The following is a 14,970-nucleotide window of genomic DNA, read 5'->3' on the forward strand; positions in this document are numbered from 1 at the left end:
GCTCGCTCCTACAAATATTGCGCCTGTTGAGCGCTGGTGTAGGAGCGAGCTTGCTCGCGATGGTCGTTAACGATTACGCGTGCTTGCTGGCTGAACGCGGTGCTCTTGAGTCCATCGCGAGCAGAGCTCGCTCCTACAGGTATTGCGCTGATAACGGATTTGTTCAGCGCAGGTGTAGGAGCGAGCCTGCTCGCGATGGTCGTTAACGATTACGCGTGCTTGCTGGCTTAACGCGGTGCTCTTGAGTCCATCGCGAGCAGAGCTCGCTCCTACAGAAAATGCGCCGATAACGGATTTGTTGAGTGCAGGCTAAGAGCAACTTTAGGGGACGTCCAATCACTATTAGCAACCGGTTGATCGACTGCATCTATGATGGGTAAAGTTGTTGCATAAATTGCTATTTAATTTTTATAAGTGATTGATAATAAACAATAAAATACGATGATAAATATCCTCGATCATATGGTCATAAATAGCGATTAGACAGTAATTAATCCCTGTTCATATGCTTTCTCCGTCAAACGATCAATGACCTGAATCGGGTCGAAGCCTGTGTGCATTGTCACGGAGAACTACCATGTCTCAAGTCGACCGCTACAAACCCTACAAAGGTGCCGCCGCCGGTTGGGGCGCGCTGATTGCTGTTACCAGGAACTGGCTGGGCAGTGAAAACGCGCTGAAGAACATTCGCGCCATGCTCAAGACCAACCAGAACGGCGGGTTCGACTGCCCCGGTTGCGCCTGGGGCGAGTCACCGGAAAACGGCATGGTCAAGTTCTGTGAAAACGGCGCCAAGGCCGTTAACTGGGAAGCCACGGGCCGTTTGGTCGACCCGGCCTTCTTCAACAAATACAGCGTCTCGGCGCTGGCCGAGCAGAGCGATTACTGGCTGGAGTATCAGGGGCGCCTGACCCACCCGATGCGCTATGACGTTGCCACCGATCGTTACGTGGAAACCACCTGGGACGAAGCGTTCGCGACGATCGCCCGGCACCTCAACGCGCTGGAGTCACCCCACCAGGCCGAGTTCTATACCTCGGGCCGGGCCAGCAACGAGGCGGCGTTTCTCTATCAGTTGTTCGTCCGGGCTTACGGTACCAACAACTTTCCGGACTGCTCCAACATGTGCCACGAAGCCAGCGCGGTGAGCATGATCGAAAGCCTCGGCGTGGGCAAAGGCACCGTGGTGTTCGACGATCTGGAGCATGCCGATGCGATCTTCGTCATTGGCCAGAACCCCGGCACCAACCACCCGCGGATGCTCGAACCGTTGCGCGAAGCGGTCAAGCGCGGTGCGCAGGTGATCTGTATCAATCCGCTCAAGGAGCGCGGGCTGGAGCGCTTCCAGCATCCGCAGCACCCGATCGAAATGCTGATGAATGGCTCCGAGCCCACCAACACCGCGTACTTCCGCCCGGCACTTGGCGGTGACATGGCGGTCATGCGCGGCATGGTCAAGTTCCTGTTGCAGTGGGAGCGCGAAGCTCAGGCCACCGGCGGCGAACCGGTGTTCGACCATGAGTTCATCGCCGAACACACTTCGGGAATGGGGGCCTACCTGGGCGAAGTCGACGCAACCAGCTGGGAGCACATCGAGCAGCAGTCGGGCATGCCCCTGGCTGACATCGAACTCGCCGCGCGCATGTACGCCCGGTCCAAGCGGGTGATCATGTGCTGGGCGATGGGCCTGACCCAGCACACGCACTCGGTGCCGACGCTGCAGGAAGTCATCAACCTGATGCTGCTGCGTGGCAACGTTGGCCGTCCGGGCGCGGGCCTGTCGCCGGTTCGCGGTCACAGTAACGTGCAGGGCGACCGCACCATGGGTATCAACGAACTGGCGCCCACCGACTTGCTCAATGCCCTGGAAAAACGCTTCTCCTTCAAGCCGCCGCGTGAGCATGGTCACAACACCGTGATGGCGATTGGCGCGATGGAGCAGGGGCGTTCGAAAGTGTTTATCGCCCTGGGTGGCAACTTCGCCCAGGCCACCCCCGACACGCCGCGCACCCACGCTGCGTTGCGCAAATGCGACCTCACCGTGCACATCGCCACCAAGCTCAACCGCAGTCATTTGGTCACCGGCCGTGAAGCGCTGATCCTGCCGTGCCTGGGCCGCACCGACATCGACATGCAGGCCGAAGGCCCGCAGGGTGTGACCGTGGAAGACACCTTCAGCATGATCCACATCTCTCACGGTCAGCTGAAACCCAAGTCGAAACACCTGCTGTCGGAACCTGCGATCATTGCCGGCATCGCCGCCGCCACACTGGGCAAACACCCGATCGACTGGAACTGGGCCATCGGCGACTACGGGCGCATCCGCAACATGATTGCCGACACCATTCCCGGCTTCGAAGATTTCAACCGGCGCTTGCTGCATCCGGGCGGTTTCCACATGCCCAACGACGCGGCCAAACGCATCTGGAAAACCGCCAGCGGCAAAGCCCAATTCACCCCGAGCGTGTTGCCGCAGCACCTGATCAGCGAGGGCGTGCGCAACCTGGCCGTCAAGCCGCACCTGATTTTGCAGACCATGCGCTCCCACGATCAGTACAACACCACGCTGTACGGCCTGGATGACCGTTATCGCGGGGTGTACGGCATGCGCGACGTGGTGTTCGCCAACGAGCAGGACATTCGCCGGCTGGGTTTCGAACCGGGGCAGAAGGTTGACCTGGTGGCGCTGTGGGACGACGACCGCGAACGCCGGGTCAGCGGTTTCACCCTGATCGCCTACGACATTCCGGCCGGTCAGGCGGCGGCGTACTACCCGGAGACCAATCCGCTGGTGCCATTGGAAAGTTACGGTGACCGTACCTTCACCCCGACTTCCAAGTTCGTTGCCATCCGGCTGGAGCAGGCGAAGGCCAGCAGCCTGATTTCGACTACCGCCGCATAGCAGCGGGGCGGCCCGGTGCCGCACCCGCTCACTGCAAACCTTTCGACTTGTGTTGGCTGCAGGCCCTCCGGCCTGACGGTGGCCCGGCCGTGTGCCGCCGTTTTTCAGCCGCAATGAGGATATCGACATGTTTAACCTGGAGGCACTGGACCTGGCGCGGATTCAATTCGCGTTCACGGTTTCGTTCCACATTATCTTTCCCGCCATCACCATCGGGCTGGCCAGTTTCCTGGCGGTGCTCGAAGGCCTTTGGCTGAAGACCCACAACGACACCTATCGTGATCTCTACCATTTCTGGTCGAAGATCTTCGCCGTCAACTTCGGCATGGGCGTGGTCTCGGGGCTGGTCATGGCCTACGAGTTCGGCACCAACTGGAGCCGTTTCTCCGACTTCGCCGGCAGCATCACCGGGCCGTTGCTGACCTATGAAGTGCTCACGGCGTTCTTCCTCGAGGCCGGTTTCCTCGGGGTCATGCTGTTCGGCTGGAACCGGGTAGGGCGTGGCTTGCACTTCTTCTCGACGGTCATGGTCGCCATCGGCACCTTGATCTCGACCTTCTGGATTCTCGCGTCCAACAGCTGGATGCAAACGCCCCAGGGCTTCGAGATCGTCGACGGTCGCGTGATGCCGCTGGACTGGCTGGCCATCGTGTTCAACCCGTCGTTCCCGTACCGCCTGGCGCACATGGCGATTGCCGCGTTCGTGGCCACGGCGTTCTTTGTCGGCTCGTCGGCGGCGTGGCACTTGCTGCGCGGCAACGACACCCGGCAAGTGCGCAAGATGCTGTCGATGGCGTTGTGGATGGCATTGATCGTCGCGCCGATCCAGGCCGTGGTGGGTGACGCCCACGGCTTGAACACCCTGGAACATCAACCGGCGAAAATCGCTGCGATTGAAGGCCACTGGGAAAACAACGGGAGCGAAGCGACGCCACTGGTGCTGTTCGGCATCCCCGACATGCAGGCCGAGAAAACCCAATACGCCATCGAGATTCCGTACCTGGGCAGCCTGATCCTGACCCACAGCCTCGACAAGCAGATCCCGGCGCTCAAGAGCTTCCCGAAAGAGGACCGGCCCAATGCGACGGTGATCTTCTGGAGTTTCCGCGTCATGGCCGGGCTGGGCATGTTGATGGTGCTGGCCGGCGTACTCGGCCTGGCCCTGCGCCGCAGCGGGGCGATTTACCGCAACCGCTGGTTCCTTCGCCTGATGCTGTGGATGGGCCCAAGCGGCCTGATCGCCATGCTGGCCGGGTGGATCACCACCGAAGTCGGGCGTCAGCCGTGGGTGGTGTATGGCCTGTTGCGCACCGCCGATGCCGCGTCGAATCACAGTGTCGCGCAGTTGAGCATTTCGCTGGCGTTGTTCGTGGTGATCTATTTCTCGGTGTTCACGGTGGGCATCGGCTACATGATGAAACTGGTCGGCAAAGGGCCGCAGCCGCATCACGGGCATCCCGTCGACGGGCATTCCGACCAGGTGATCACACCGCGCCGGCCACTGTCTGCCGACGCCGAAATCCTCGAAACCGACGCCCGCGTCAATTGAAGGAAGGGAGTTGAATCATGGGTATTCAAGGTATCGATTTATCGCTGATCTGGGGCGTGATCATCGCCTTCGGCGTGATGATGTACGTGATCATGGACGGCTTCGATCTGGGGCTGGGGATTCTGTTCCCGCTGATCCCGGATGCGAAGGAGCGCGATGTGATGATGAACACCGTGGCACCAGTCTGGGACGGCAACGAGACCTGGCTGGTGCTGGGTGGCGCGGCGCTGTATGGCGCGTTCCCGCTGGCCTATTCGGTGATTCTGGAAGCGTTGTACCTGCCGCTGATCCTGATGTTGTGCGGCTTGATTTTTCGTGGCGTGGCGTTCGAGTTTCGTTTCAAGGCCAGCCCTGAAAAGCGACATATCTGGGACATGGCGTTCATCGGCGGTTCGTTGCTGGCGACGTTCTCCCAGGGTGTGGTGATCGGTAGTTACATTGCCGGTATCCCGGTGGTCGACCGGCAGTTCGCCGGTGGTTCGCTGGACTGGCTGGCACCGTTTCCGCTGTTCTGTGGTGTCGGCCTGATCATTGCCTACGCGCTGTTGGGCAGTACGTGGTTGCTGGTCAAGACTGAAGGCATGCTGGAGTCGCGGATGCGCTTGTTCACCCGGCCCCTGGCGTGGCTGCTGTTGGCGGTGATTGGTGTGATCTGTGTGTGGACGCCGATTTTGCATCCGGAAATCGCCACGCGCTGGTTTGCCCATGCCCACCTGGCGGTGTTCGGTGGTCTTGCGGTGCTGGCCCTGTTGGCGGTGTTCGGCTTGCTCAAGACCCTGCGCCAGCGCCACACCCATTGGCCGTTTGCCTTCACCCTGATGCTGGTGTTCCTGGGCTACATCGGCCTGGCGTTCAGCATCTGGCCGAACATCGTGCCGCCTTCCATCAGCTTGTGGGCGGCGGCGTCACCGGCGACCAGCCAGTTGTTCATCCTGATCGGGGCGTTGTTCATTTTGCCGATCATTCTGATGTACACGGTTTGGAGTTACTACGTATTCCGCGGCAAAGTGAGGATTGGCGATGGCTATCATTGATTCTTGTGAACCGGCACCGGTGGCTTGGTACAAGCACCTGGGGTGGCTGGTGGTGATCTGGTCGGGCAGTGTGGTTGGGTTGGGGGTAGTGGCGGGGGGATTGCGGATGTTGATGCATGCTGCCGGCATGAGTAGTCATTGATGGCAAGTCGTTAAGGGGGGCAGTTCAGTTTGGGGCGTGTGTGAACATCCATTCCTGCGGTAACGGCGGCTTATGGTTCCCGGGTTGCCCACTGCGCAGAACCTGCGCTCGGCCTCTCGAGGGGGCAAGAAGATCAAAAGCAAAAGCAAAAGCAAAAGCGAGGCAAGGCGGCCTGCGGGCCGACCTGGTCTTGGCTGGCGTCCCCGATTCCCTGTAGGAGCGAGCCTGCTCGCGATGGACGTCAACGATGACGCGGGGTGTCTGGATGAGCGCGTTGTCTGGGCATTTTTCGCGAGCAGGCTCGCTCCTACAGAAGATTGAGTAAAGCCACGAAAGCCAGGTCGGCCCGACGGCCGCCTGGCTTTTGCTTTGGCTTTTGATCTGCCCTGCCCCGTCGGAGCGAGGGAACCCTGAGCCTAGGCGAAGGGCCGTACGTCAGGGGATAGGCCCTTTGGTTACTTTGGGCTGGGCCGGCATTCCGGCCCCAAAGTGACCCGCCGTAAGGGCGGAATCATAAGCCGCCGTTACCAAAGAAACGGATATGTATACCTTCGGTTGCACAGTCCGAGCGCGACGCCCTCTGTGCGCCAAGGACTTCAGCCTCACCGCAAAAAAACTTGAAGGGCACAGAGCCTTGTCATTACTGCGCCCCAAACATCGCCGTCCAGTAAATCCCCGCATCGCTCTTCGGGTCGGTCGCGTAAGCGGCGCCCAGTTCGCGGAATTGCGGGTTCATCAGGTTGGCGCAATGGCCGGGGCTGGCCAGCCAGCCTTCAACCACTTTGTGTGGCGTGTCTTGCCCGGCGGCGATGTTTTCGCCGATCTGCTGGAAGTCGTAGCCGGCCAGTTCCGCGCGGTCACCCGGTGTGCGGCCGTCGCGGTCCTTGTGGTCGAAGTAGTTGTTGTTGGCCATGGAGCGCGAGTTGCCTTCGGCGGCGCTGGCCAGTGTGGCGTTCCAGGCCAGCGCCGGCGCGGCGGCAAAGGATTGCGGGCCGCACTGGCGTGGCCGGGTGCGTGCTGCGTTGACTTCGGTCAGCAGTTTCTGGCCTTCGGCCTGTGCGTCGCCCAGGCGCGCGCTCAACAATGGCCGTGCGACCACGATGCGCCATTCACGGTCCTGGCGGCTGACGCCGACATCGACGAATTGCGGGTCGAGGACGATCTGGCAAAAGCTTTCCTGGATCGCCTTCATCGCCGAGGCCGCATCGCGAGGTCCGGACAGGCTGATGGCCTGCACATTCTTCATGGGATAACCCGCAGTGGCCATGGCCTGCTGCAGATTGCCGATGCTCGGGGCGGTCAGCACCAGGCGCGGGTCGGCCGACAGTGGCGGCAACTCGGAGGAAACCTGGCCGGCACAGCGCTGCAGTTGGCTGCGGTAGACGTTGATCGATTCGATCAATTGCGATTCGTCCGCCGCCGAGGCGTTGGCGGCCAATACCAGGCCCAGTGACAAACCGGCCAAGCGCATTGCGGATGAGATGAAACCCATGAAAATCCCTCTTGAGCAGTTTGCGCCAATGATGCGCGAAGTTGGCCCATTCAGGGCAACCGATTTATCCAGAGTGTAGTGGGGCGGGTGAAATCATTTCACTACTACACTGAAGCGAACCACTCCCCCGAGTGACACCGATCATGCGTCTCGACTGGATCGCCACCTGCCTCGCCCTCACGTTGCTTGTCGGCCCGGTATCCGGCGGGGATCAAGCGCAAAAGCAGCAAGCGGCCGAGAACAAGGCCGAGGTGCTGGAACACAAAGCCGCCGAAAACAGCAACCCCGCACCGGTACCCAAGGCTGAAGCCATTACCCCGTCCGAAGTCCAGGCCGTTGACCCGGCGGGGTCCGCGCCCCTGGACGATGCTATCACCTGCCTGGCCCGCTCGATTTACTGGGAAGCCAAGGGCGAGGACCCCGCCGACATGGAGGCGGTGGCCAACGTGGTCATGAATCGCCTGGGCCACGAGGGCTTTCCGGACACGGTGTGCAAAGTGGTCAAGCAGGGTTCCGAGACCGGGAGTTGCCAGTTCTCCTGGTGGTGTGACGGCAAATCCGATTCGGTGCAGGAAGAGGTGCCCTACGCGATGGCCAAGGAAATCGCGCGCAAGGCCCTGAACAAGGAGCTGCCGGATCGCACGCAGGGTGCCCTGTATTTCCATGACCGTACCGTCAACCCGGATTGGGCCAAGGAATACATCAGGACCGTGGATATCGGTTTGTTCCGGTTTTACAAGCCGCATGGCATATCGGCCAAATAATGGCGGCCGTTTCGGCCAAATATCTTTTTTTTGCTGATGTCGTGCGCGGAATTATCGAAACTGAAATGTTTCTGTTTTATAAGTTTCATAACGTAACATTGCGCGAATGACGCCATAAACAGGAAGTACACATGAAGCTGACGAGGGTCTGGATCAGTAATCTCGCGCCAATCGCTGCGCAGTCGCAGGCGTGCGCCCAATGACCGTGCTGGTCACCGGTGCGGCCGGTTTCATCGGTTTTCATACAGTCCAGCGCTTGTGCCGCGAGGGTCAGGACGTTGTCGGTATCGACAACCTCAACGACTACTACGACGTGGAACTCAAGCACGCACGCCTCGAAGTGCTGGAGACTTTGCCGGGCTTTCGTTTCCGGAAAATGGACATCGTCGATAAACCGGCGCTGATGAGCCTGTTCCAGGAACACCGTTTTACCGAGGTGGTGCACCTGGCCGCCCAGGCTGGCGTGCGCTATTCGCTGGACAACCCGGATGTCTATGGGCAGTCGAACCTGGTGGGTTTCCTCAATGTGCTGGAAGCCTGTCGGCACCATCGCCCCGAGCATCTGATCTACGCCTCGAGCAGTTCGGTGTACGGCACCAACAGCAAGATGCCGTTCAGTGTCGAGGACCCTGTCGAACATCCTGTTTCGCTGTACGCCGCCAGCAAGCGCGCCAATGAACTGCTGGCCGAAAGTTACTGCCATCTGTATGGCTTGAAGGCCAGCGGCCTGCGCTTTTTTACCGTCTACGGTCCATGGGGCCGCCCGGACATGGCGCTGTTCAAGTTTACCGACGCCATCCTCAAAGACCTGCCCATCGACATTTACAACCAGGGGCAGATGTCGCGCGACTTTACCTACGTCGACGACATTGTCGAAGGTATTGCCCGACTACGTCCGAAGCCGCCGGTGCCGCAAGGTTCCGCCACCGGGGTCAACCGGCTCTTCAACATCGGGCGTGGCATGCCGGTGGCGTTGCTGGATTTCGTCGACTGCCTGGAATCCGCCCTGGGCCTGCAGGCCCGGCGCAACTATCTGCCGATGCAGGCCGGTGATGTGGTCAAGACCTGGGCCGATGTCTCGGCACTGGCCGAGTGGGTGGGCTTCAGCCCGCAGGTGACGCTCGAAACCGGCGTCGGTGAATTTGTGAAGTGGTATCGGCAGTTCTACCAGATTTGAAGCGTTCGCCTCTGATCTCGAAAAAATCAAAAAGGCGAGAGAGATTCCATGAGCCAAGACATTTTTGTATCCGTACTGATTCCCGCCAAGAACGAAGCGAACAACCTCAAGCCATTGCTTGAGGAAATCCGCGTGGCACTGGCCGATGAGGCTTACGAAATCATCGTGGTCGACGATGGCAGCACCGATTCGACCCTGCAGGAATTGCGGCAGATGCGCCACGACGGCCTGGACACCCTGCGCATCCTCCATCACGAGCGTTCGCTGGGGCAGAGCACCTCGCTGTACCACGCGGCACGCGAGGCCCGCGGGCAATGGCTGGCGACCCTCGATGGCGACGGCCAGAACGATCCGGCGGACATTCCCGGCATGCTCGCGCTGGTGCGCGGCGAACCGGGCCAGGTCGATGTGCAACTGGTTGCCGGGCACCGGGTCAATCGCCGCGACACCGCGAGCAAACGCTACGCCTCGCGTTTCGCCAACAACCTGCGCCGGCGCCTGCTCAAGGACGCCACCCCGGACACCGGTTGCGGCCTGAAGCTGATCGAGCGCGCGGCGTTCCTGCGCCTGCCGTACTTCGACCACATGCATCGCTATATTCCGGCACTGATCCAGCGCCATAACGGGCGCATGATCGTGCACCCGGTCAACCACCGGCCGCGCACGGCCGGGGTGTCGAAATACGGCAACATCGACCGCGCGCTGGTCGGCATTCTCGATTTGTTCGGGGTCTGGTGGCTGATCAAGCGCACGCGGCTGAACACCATTGCCCAGGAGATCGAAGGATGATGTTGTCTCGTGAAACCCTGTGGCTGATCGTCGGTTTTGCGGGGCAGGTGGCCTTTACCGGGCGCTTTGTCCTGCAGTGGCTGTACAGCGAGTACAAGAAACGCAGCGTGATCCCGACCAACTTCTGGTACCTGAGCATCGTCGGCAGTACCTTGCTGCTCGCCTACGCCATTTATCGCGAGGACCCGGTGTTCATCGCCGGGCAGGCGTTCGGCTCCATTGTCTATTTTCGCAACCTGCAATTGATTGCCAAAAGCAGAAGCGTGAAGGAATAAACCATGCGTAGATCGTTGTCGCCCAGGGTCGAGTGCCTGGGCCTGATGCTGCTTGCCCTGTTGCTGATAGGCGCGGGAATGGGGCTGCGCCAGGCCCAGAATGTGGATGAGGAACGCTTCCTCGGCGTCGCACTGGAGATGCTGCAAAACGGCTCGTGGCTGATCCCGCACCGGGCCGCCGAGATCTACGGCGACAAGCCGCCGATTTTCATGTGGACGGTGGCGTTTTTCACCTGGCTGACCGGCAAGCCCAACATCGCCCTTTACATCCCGGGACTGTTTTCGGCCGTGACGGTCACGGCGATGGTCTATGACCTGGGCCGTCGCCTGTGGACCCAGCGTACCGGGCGCAACGCCGCACTGTTGTACCTGGCGACATACCAGACCTACAGCATCCTGCGTACCGGTCAGATCGACAGTTTGTTGATTCTGTTCACCTCCCTGGGCCTGTACGGTCTGGCGCGACACCTGCTGCTCGGCCCGGCATGGCGCTGGTTTTACGTGGGCTGCGCGGCCATGGGCATCGGCGTGATCACCAAGGGCGTGGGATTTTTGCCAGCGCTGTTGCTGATTCCTTACGCCTATGCGGTACGCAAGGATTGGCCCGGTGTGGTGGCCATGCCCGGCGAGGCGCGCAAGTGGTTGCTGGGGTTTGCGCTGATGCTTGCGGCGATTGCGATCTGGTTGTTGCCCTTGGCCTTGTCCATCATCTTCAATGGCAGCGAAGACGAAATTGCCTATGCGCGGGAAATCCTCCTGCACCAGACCGCGGGCCGCTATGCCGCCGCGTGGCATCACCGCGAACCGTTCTGGTACTTCTTCACCAACGTTATTCCGCAGTACTGGCTACCGCTGGTGCTGGTGCTGCCATGGCTGGTGCCCGCCTGGCGCCGTCAGTTGCAAAAACGTGACGGCCGGGTCCTGGTATTGCTCGGTTGGGTAGCGCTGGTGGTGCTGTTTTTCTGCATCAGCAGCGGCAAGCGCAAGTTGTACATCTACCCGGCGTTGCCCGGGCTGGTGCTGATCGCTGCGCCGTTGATTCCGTGGCTGCTCAAGCGCTGGTTCAAAAGGCACCCGCGTTTGCGCCGGGTGTTCCCGGCACTGGTGGCGACCTGGTTCGTGTTGTGGTTCGCCCGTGGTTTCATCGAGCCGCTCAAGGAAGGCACCAACATCGATCAGGTGCTCATGACACAGGCTGCGACGATGACCCAGGGCGCCGATCTGGTGCTGGTCAACTGGGAAGAGGGGCACTGGTTGTTTGCCCGTCAGCCGATCGTGCATTTCGGCATGGACTATTCGTCCATCGAAAAAGCCGCGCTGTACCTGCGCGAACACCCCAAGGCCTATGCCTTGGTGCCGGATGACGTACTCAACCAGTGCTTCAAACCCGAAGCGGCCCGTGAACTGGGTGAAAACTCCCGGGCGAACTGGTCGATCGTGGGCGCGGATGCCGACACTGGCAAATGCGTGCCGCAAGAAGCCAGCAAAGCCTATCGGTTTACCTGGAATGACCCGCATATGCCATCGGCGCCGGCGCAAGTAGTCAATCCCTGAGGGTAAAAAGGTTCTTCCCGCATTCTCGGGGAATTGTAGGAGCCAGCTTGCTGGCGATGGACTCAAATGCGCCGTGTTTATCCAGTTCACGCGCGTTATCGTTTACGACCATCGCTGGCAAGCCAGCTCCTACAAAGGGCCCGTCATTTGCTGGCATCCAGCACCACCCGGTAGCGCGCCTTGCCGCTGCGCAGATGATCGATGGCTTCGTTGATCCGGCTCATGGGAAACATCTCGACCTGCGGCAGGATCTGATGGCGTGCGCAGAACTCCAGCATGGTCGCGGTATTGGCCGGTGAGCCGACCGGTGAGGCGGACAGGACTTTTTGCTGGGGAATCAGGTTGAACACATGCACCGGAATGGCATCGGGCACGACGCCGACAAAGTGCAGGCGACCCTTGCCGCGCAGGGTGGCGAGCATGGCGGTCCAGTCGAGGTTGGCGTTGGCGGTGACCAGGAGAAAATCCAGGGTGCCGGCAATGGCATTGAGTGCATCGGTGTCGGTCGAGGCGACCACCTTGTGTGCGCCCAGGCGCCTGGCTTCGTCCTGCTTGCCCAGCGATGAGGTGAACGCCGTGACGTCGCAGCCCCAGGCGTTGAGAAAGCGCAGCGCCAGGTGACCGAGGCCGCCGATACCCACCACGCCGACCCGGTCGGTGGGCTTGATGCCGAATTCCAACAGCGGGTTGAACACGGTCGAGCCGGCACAGAACAACGGCCCGGCCAGCGCCGGGTCGAGCCCGTCCGGAATTGGCAGGGCCCAGGCCCAGTGCGCGCGAATGCGGTCGGCAAAGCCACCGTTGCTGCCGATGATGGTCGGTTGAACGGTGCTACACAGGTTATGGGAGCCTTCGATGCACGACGTGCAATGCATGCAACTGCCCTTGTACCAACCGATGCCCACCCGCTGGCCCATTTCCAGACCGCGCACCTGAGCGCCCAGCCGCACGATACGGCCGACCACTTCATGGCCGGGAATGAACGGGTAGCTGCTGATTCCCCAATCGTTGTCGATCAGCGACTGGTCGGAGTGGCAGACGCCGCAATATTCCACGGCGACTTCCACCTCATCGTTTCCCAACGGGCCGGGATCGTAGCTGTAGCGTTCCAGTGGCGCGCCCGCTGCCGTGGCGGCCCAGCCGGTAAAGGTAGTGAGTTCGCTGCTATCGCTCATGGGACACCTCCAGATCAGAAGTCAGGGGTTTTGGCCGCTCGGGTGCAGCGGCGGAGCGAGGAAAGTGTAGCGGGTTGCCGGCGCGCCATCGGGATCCACCCCGGATACTTGAAAATACAAAGGCGCCCGATATGGACACAATGCAGATACATGAGCGCGGTTTCATGGGCCAGGTCCGACGTTCACAGAGAGATCAGCCATGTTCCGCAAATTGCAGCAGGTCGCCAGATTGCTCGGCCAGAGCGCCCGCTTGATGGTCGGCGTTCCCGAGTACGACAACTACGTGGCGCAAATGGCCCGCAACCGCCCGGGCGAGCCGGTCATGAGTCATGAGGCGTTTTTCCGCGAACGCCAGGAAGCGCGTTTTGGCCGGGGCAAGTGCAATACGCGCTGCTGTTGAAGGCGTTGGGCGTATGCGCGGGTCTTTAGTGGCCGACGCATACGCCCGCCACGGTCACTGTTCGAACAATTGGTGATTGGCCCGTACGAAGTCAGCCACCGTTTGCGGCGCTTGACCGGTGATCTGCCCGATCACGCCATCCACTCCGGCAAAGATCCCGTTCTGGTAATCGACGGCCACTTCCAGGAAGTGCTGGATGACAAATTCCGGCAGATCGTAGGTCTGCAGGTGCTGGCGATACTCCTCCAGCGTCGATGGATTGTAGGTGATGGTGCGGCCGACGATGGCGCTGATTTCCTCGGCGATTTGCCCATGGCTCAGTTCGACCGGGCCGCACAGCGGGTAGGTCTTGCCGATATGACCGGATGGTTGGGTCAGTAGCCTGGCGATCACACGGGCCTGGTCTTCGGCGGCAATCGGTGCGTGTCGCCCGTTACCGTACGGCAGCGTTATCCTGTTTTCCTTGACGATCTGATCCAGTACCCACGGAAAAATCAGCCATTCGGAAAAGAATGTCGGGCGAATGTGCACCACAGGCACGCCCGACCAGTCGAGTACGCGCTCGGCGATCCAGTGGTCGCGGGCGGCATGGCTCAGCGAGTCTTCGCGAGCGGAAATCTGCGACATTTCCACCACCACCTCGACGCCTGCGCGCCGTGCGGCATCGGCAAAGTAGGCGGTCGCCTGAATGTAGCCAGGGCGAACCGGGTAGCACAGGTAAGCGCCGGTCACACCATCCATGGCACGCAAAATGTCGTCATGTTCCAGCAGGTCGCCAACAAAGATTTCGGCGCCCTCGTTCTGCAATGCGGCGCTGCGTTCGTCCAGTTGATGCACGAAGGCGCGCACCGCATGACCTTCATCGAGCAGATGACGGACGGTATGGACCCCGGTTTTACCGGTTGCCCCGGTGATGAGGTAGGTACGTGGCTGCATGATGGAGTCTCTCTCTGTAAAAAAACCGATTGGATTGGATCAGCTGTCGAAGGGCGCGTTGTCGATCAGGTCGCAGACATTCGGGCAATCGAAACCATGGATGTGGCGACGCCCGATGTCTGCGAGCCCGGTGCCAATGGCCGTGTGGGGTTTTTTCCTGGCCACTTCGGCAATGGCTTGGGTAAAGGCCGCTTTCATGCCGATGCGGGGGTAGAGCGCGAGCGTGTCGTCGACCAGCGAGGGCGTGATTTCATCCAGATGCAGCCCCATGACATCGACATGGGCACCCAGATAGATCAGGGCGATTTCCGGCTGTTTACGGTCGGCGATGCCGGCGCTGGAGTGCAGGGCGATCGCATCCCAGACCTGTTCGGCTTTTGCCTGCGCATAACCGTTGGCCAGGAGAAAACGACGGGCGGCATCGGCGCCATCGACTTCAAAGCGCTGTTCGGCGGCAAACTCGGGCGTCAGCCCAAGATCGTGCAGCAATGCCGCGAGGTAGACCGTTTCGCGGTCGTACTGCAAGCCCCGGCGCTGGCCGAGGAATTCGGCAAACCACCATGTCCGGTGCACATGATGCAAAAGCGCCCTGGAGTGGACGCGTTCCACAAGCGAAGCGGCTCTGCGGGCCAGTTCGGAGTCTGGGGCGCTGAAACCGCCGATGTTGATGGGTGTATTCATATTGCCTCCCGGGGATGAAGATGACTTGACGTTCACTCTAGGGATTTGGCGGGTGGCACAATTGACTATTTACGGATGATTTGTGCCAATATTGACGCCT

At 60.7% G+C, this 14,970-nt stretch carries 14 protein-coding genes; 10 read left to right on the plus strand and 4 right to left on the minus strand.

What is annotated here, in order from left to right; all coding sequences use genetic code 11:
* The first annotated feature begins 577 nt into the window (after positions 1-577).
* The 4 genes from ACEN8Q_RS04095 (at position 578) to ACEN8Q_RS04110 (ending at position 5,627) form a co-directional block, all read left to right on the plus strand.
* Entirely contained in the window at positions 578-2,902 is a 2,325-nt protein-coding gene (locus tag ACEN8Q_RS04095; RefSeq protein WP_413704586.1) for an FdhF/YdeP family oxidoreductase, read from the plus strand.
* Positions 2,903-3,029: 127 nt separating this feature from the next.
* A complete protein-coding gene (locus tag ACEN8Q_RS04100; RefSeq protein WP_413428678.1) occupies positions 3,030-4,451 on the plus strand; it encodes a cytochrome ubiquinol oxidase subunit I in 1,422 nt (473 codons plus the stop codon).
* Positions 4,452-4,468: 17 nt separating this feature from the next.
* Positions 4,469-5,485 carry a cytochrome d ubiquinol oxidase subunit II gene (cydB, locus tag ACEN8Q_RS04105; protein ID WP_413428679.1) on the plus strand — a complete coding sequence of 339 codons (1,017 nt, stop codon included), beginning with the start codon at positions 4,469-4,471 and terminating at the stop codon, positions 5,483-5,485.
* Positions 5,472-5,627, plus strand: coding sequence for a DUF2474 family protein (locus ACEN8Q_RS04110; protein WP_413428680.1), 156 nt, complete (start codon positions 5,472-5,474; stop codon positions 5,625-5,627). Before cydB ends, ACEN8Q_RS04110 begins: the two co-directional genes overlap by 14 nt.
* Before the next feature lie 640 nt (positions 5,628-6,267).
* Here ACEN8Q_RS04110 and ACEN8Q_RS04115 read toward each other — a convergent pair.
* Positions 6,268-7,119, minus strand: a complete 852-nt coding sequence (locus tag ACEN8Q_RS04115) for a CAP domain-containing protein (RefSeq protein WP_413428681.1) — start codon at positions 7,117-7,119, stop codon at positions 6,268-6,270.
* A 143-nt stretch (positions 7,120-7,262) separates the two neighbouring features.
* On the opposite strand from ACEN8Q_RS04115, the gene ACEN8Q_RS04120 reads away from it, so the two are divergent.
* The 5 genes from ACEN8Q_RS04120 to ACEN8Q_RS04140 all read left to right on the plus strand — a co-directional run bounded on the left by ACEN8Q_RS04120 (position 7,263) and on the right by ACEN8Q_RS04140 (position 11,678).
* Positions 7,263-7,883, plus strand: coding sequence for a cell wall hydrolase (locus ACEN8Q_RS04120; RefSeq protein ID WP_413428682.1), 621 nt, complete (start codon positions 7,263-7,265; stop codon positions 7,881-7,883).
* Between the two features lie 199 nt (positions 7,884-8,082).
* Complete coding sequence (locus tag ACEN8Q_RS04125) at positions 8,083-9,060, plus strand: NAD-dependent epimerase (protein ID WP_111287024.1); 978 nt, start codon at positions 8,083-8,085, stop codon at positions 9,058-9,060.
* 48 nt (positions 9,061-9,108) lie between these two features.
* Positions 9,109-9,849 carry a glycosyltransferase family 2 protein gene (locus tag ACEN8Q_RS04130; RefSeq protein ID WP_322616459.1) on the plus strand — a complete coding sequence of 247 codons (741 nt, stop codon included), beginning with the start codon at positions 9,109-9,111 and terminating at the stop codon, positions 9,847-9,849.
* Complete coding sequence (locus ACEN8Q_RS04135) at positions 9,846-10,124, plus strand: lipid-A-disaccharide synthase N-terminal domain-containing protein (protein ID WP_413426816.1); 279 nt, start codon at positions 9,846-9,848, stop codon at positions 10,122-10,124. Before ACEN8Q_RS04130 ends, ACEN8Q_RS04135 begins: the two co-directional genes overlap by 4 nt.
* Positions 10,125-10,127: 3 nt before the next feature.
* Positions 10,128-11,678: an ArnT family glycosyltransferase gene (locus tag ACEN8Q_RS04140; RefSeq protein WP_413704587.1), complete on the plus strand. Its 1,551-nt coding sequence runs from the start codon at positions 10,128-10,130 to the stop codon at positions 11,676-11,678.
* A 143-nt stretch (positions 11,679-11,821) separates the two neighbouring features.
* Here the strand turns inward: ACEN8Q_RS04140 and ahr are convergent, their stop codons facing one another.
* The gene (gene ahr / locus ACEN8Q_RS04145) at positions 11,822-12,853 is read right to left on the minus strand and encodes an NADPH-dependent aldehyde reductase Ahr (RefSeq protein WP_413704588.1); all 1,032 of its coding nucleotides are present in this window, start codon (positions 12,851-12,853) and stop codon (positions 11,822-11,824) included.
* 199 nt (positions 12,854-13,052) lie between these two features.
* On the opposite strand from ahr, the gene ACEN8Q_RS04150 reads away from it, so the two are divergent.
* Positions 13,053-13,253: a YbdD/YjiX family protein gene (locus ACEN8Q_RS04150; protein WP_413426810.1), complete on the plus strand. Its 201-nt coding sequence runs from the start codon at positions 13,053-13,055 to the stop codon at positions 13,251-13,253.
* A 54-nt stretch (positions 13,254-13,307) separates the two neighbouring features.
* Here ACEN8Q_RS04150 and ACEN8Q_RS04155 read toward each other — a convergent pair whose 3' ends face one another.
* Positions 13,308-14,189 carry an NAD(P)H-binding protein gene (locus tag ACEN8Q_RS04155; protein WP_413704589.1) on the minus strand — a complete coding sequence of 294 codons (882 nt, stop codon included), beginning with the start codon at positions 14,187-14,189 and terminating at the stop codon, positions 13,308-13,310.
* Between the two features lie 39 nt (positions 14,190-14,228).
* Positions 14,229-14,870, minus strand: a complete 642-nt coding sequence (locus tag ACEN8Q_RS04160) for an HD domain-containing protein (protein WP_413704590.1) — start codon at positions 14,868-14,870, stop codon at positions 14,229-14,231.
* Positions 14,871-14,970 lie beyond the last annotated feature (100 nt).

Source organism: Pseudomonas sp. Pseusp16 (assembly GCF_047324915.1).
Lineage (GTDB): Bacteria > Pseudomonadota > Gammaproteobacteria > Pseudomonadales > Pseudomonadaceae > Aquipseudomonas > Aquipseudomonas fluorescens_CD.

Excerpts from the sequence above, each read along its gene's own strand:
- ACEN8Q_RS04125 (WP_111287024.1), top strand. The coding sequence starts at position 8,083 with ATGACCGTGCTGGTCACCGGTGCGGCCGGTTTCATCGGTTTTCATACA.
- ACEN8Q_RS04120 (WP_413428682.1), top strand. The coding sequence starts at position 7,263 with ATGCGTCTCGACTGGATCGCCACCTGCCTCGCCCTCACGTTGCTTGTC.
- ACEN8Q_RS04140 (WP_413704587.1), top strand. The coding sequence starts at position 10,128 with ATGCGTAGATCGTTGTCGCCCAGGGTCGAGTGCCTGGGCCTGATGCTG.
- ACEN8Q_RS04150 (WP_413426810.1), top strand. The coding sequence starts at position 13,053 with ATGTTCCGCAAATTGCAGCAGGTCGCCAGATTGCTCGGCCAGAGCGCC.
- ACEN8Q_RS04115 (WP_413428681.1), bottom strand. The coding sequence starts at position 7,119 with ATGGGTTTCATCTCATCCGCAATGCGCTTGGCCGGTTTGTCACTGGGC.
- ACEN8Q_RS04095 (WP_413704586.1), top strand. The coding sequence starts at position 578 with ATGTCTCAAGTCGACCGCTACAAACCCTACAAAGGTGCCGCCGCCGGT.
- ACEN8Q_RS04135 (WP_413426816.1), top strand. The coding sequence starts at position 9,846 with ATGATGTTGTCTCGTGAAACCCTGTGGCTGATCGTCGGTTTTGCGGGG.
- ACEN8Q_RS04155 (WP_413704589.1), bottom strand. The coding sequence starts at position 14,189 with ATGCAGCCACGTACCTACCTCATCACCGGGGCAACCGGTAAAACCGGG.
- ACEN8Q_RS04110 (WP_413428680.1), top strand. The coding sequence starts at position 5,472 with ATGGCTATCATTGATTCTTGTGAACCGGCACCGGTGGCTTGGTACAAG.
- ACEN8Q_RS04100 (WP_413428678.1), top strand. The coding sequence starts at position 3,030 with ATGTTTAACCTGGAGGCACTGGACCTGGCGCGGATTCAATTCGCGTTC.
- cydB (WP_413428679.1), top strand. The coding sequence starts at position 4,469 with ATGGGTATTCAAGGTATCGATTTATCGCTGATCTGGGGCGTGATCATC.
- ACEN8Q_RS04160 (WP_413704590.1), bottom strand. The coding sequence starts at position 14,870 with ATGAATACACCCATCAACATCGGCGGTTTCAGCGCCCCAGACTCCGAA.
- ahr (WP_413704588.1), bottom strand. The coding sequence starts at position 12,853 with ATGAGCGATAGCAGCGAACTCACTACCTTTACCGGCTGGGCCGCCACG.
- ACEN8Q_RS04130 (WP_322616459.1), top strand. The coding sequence starts at position 9,109 with ATGAGCCAAGACATTTTTGTATCCGTACTGATTCCCGCCAAGAACGAA.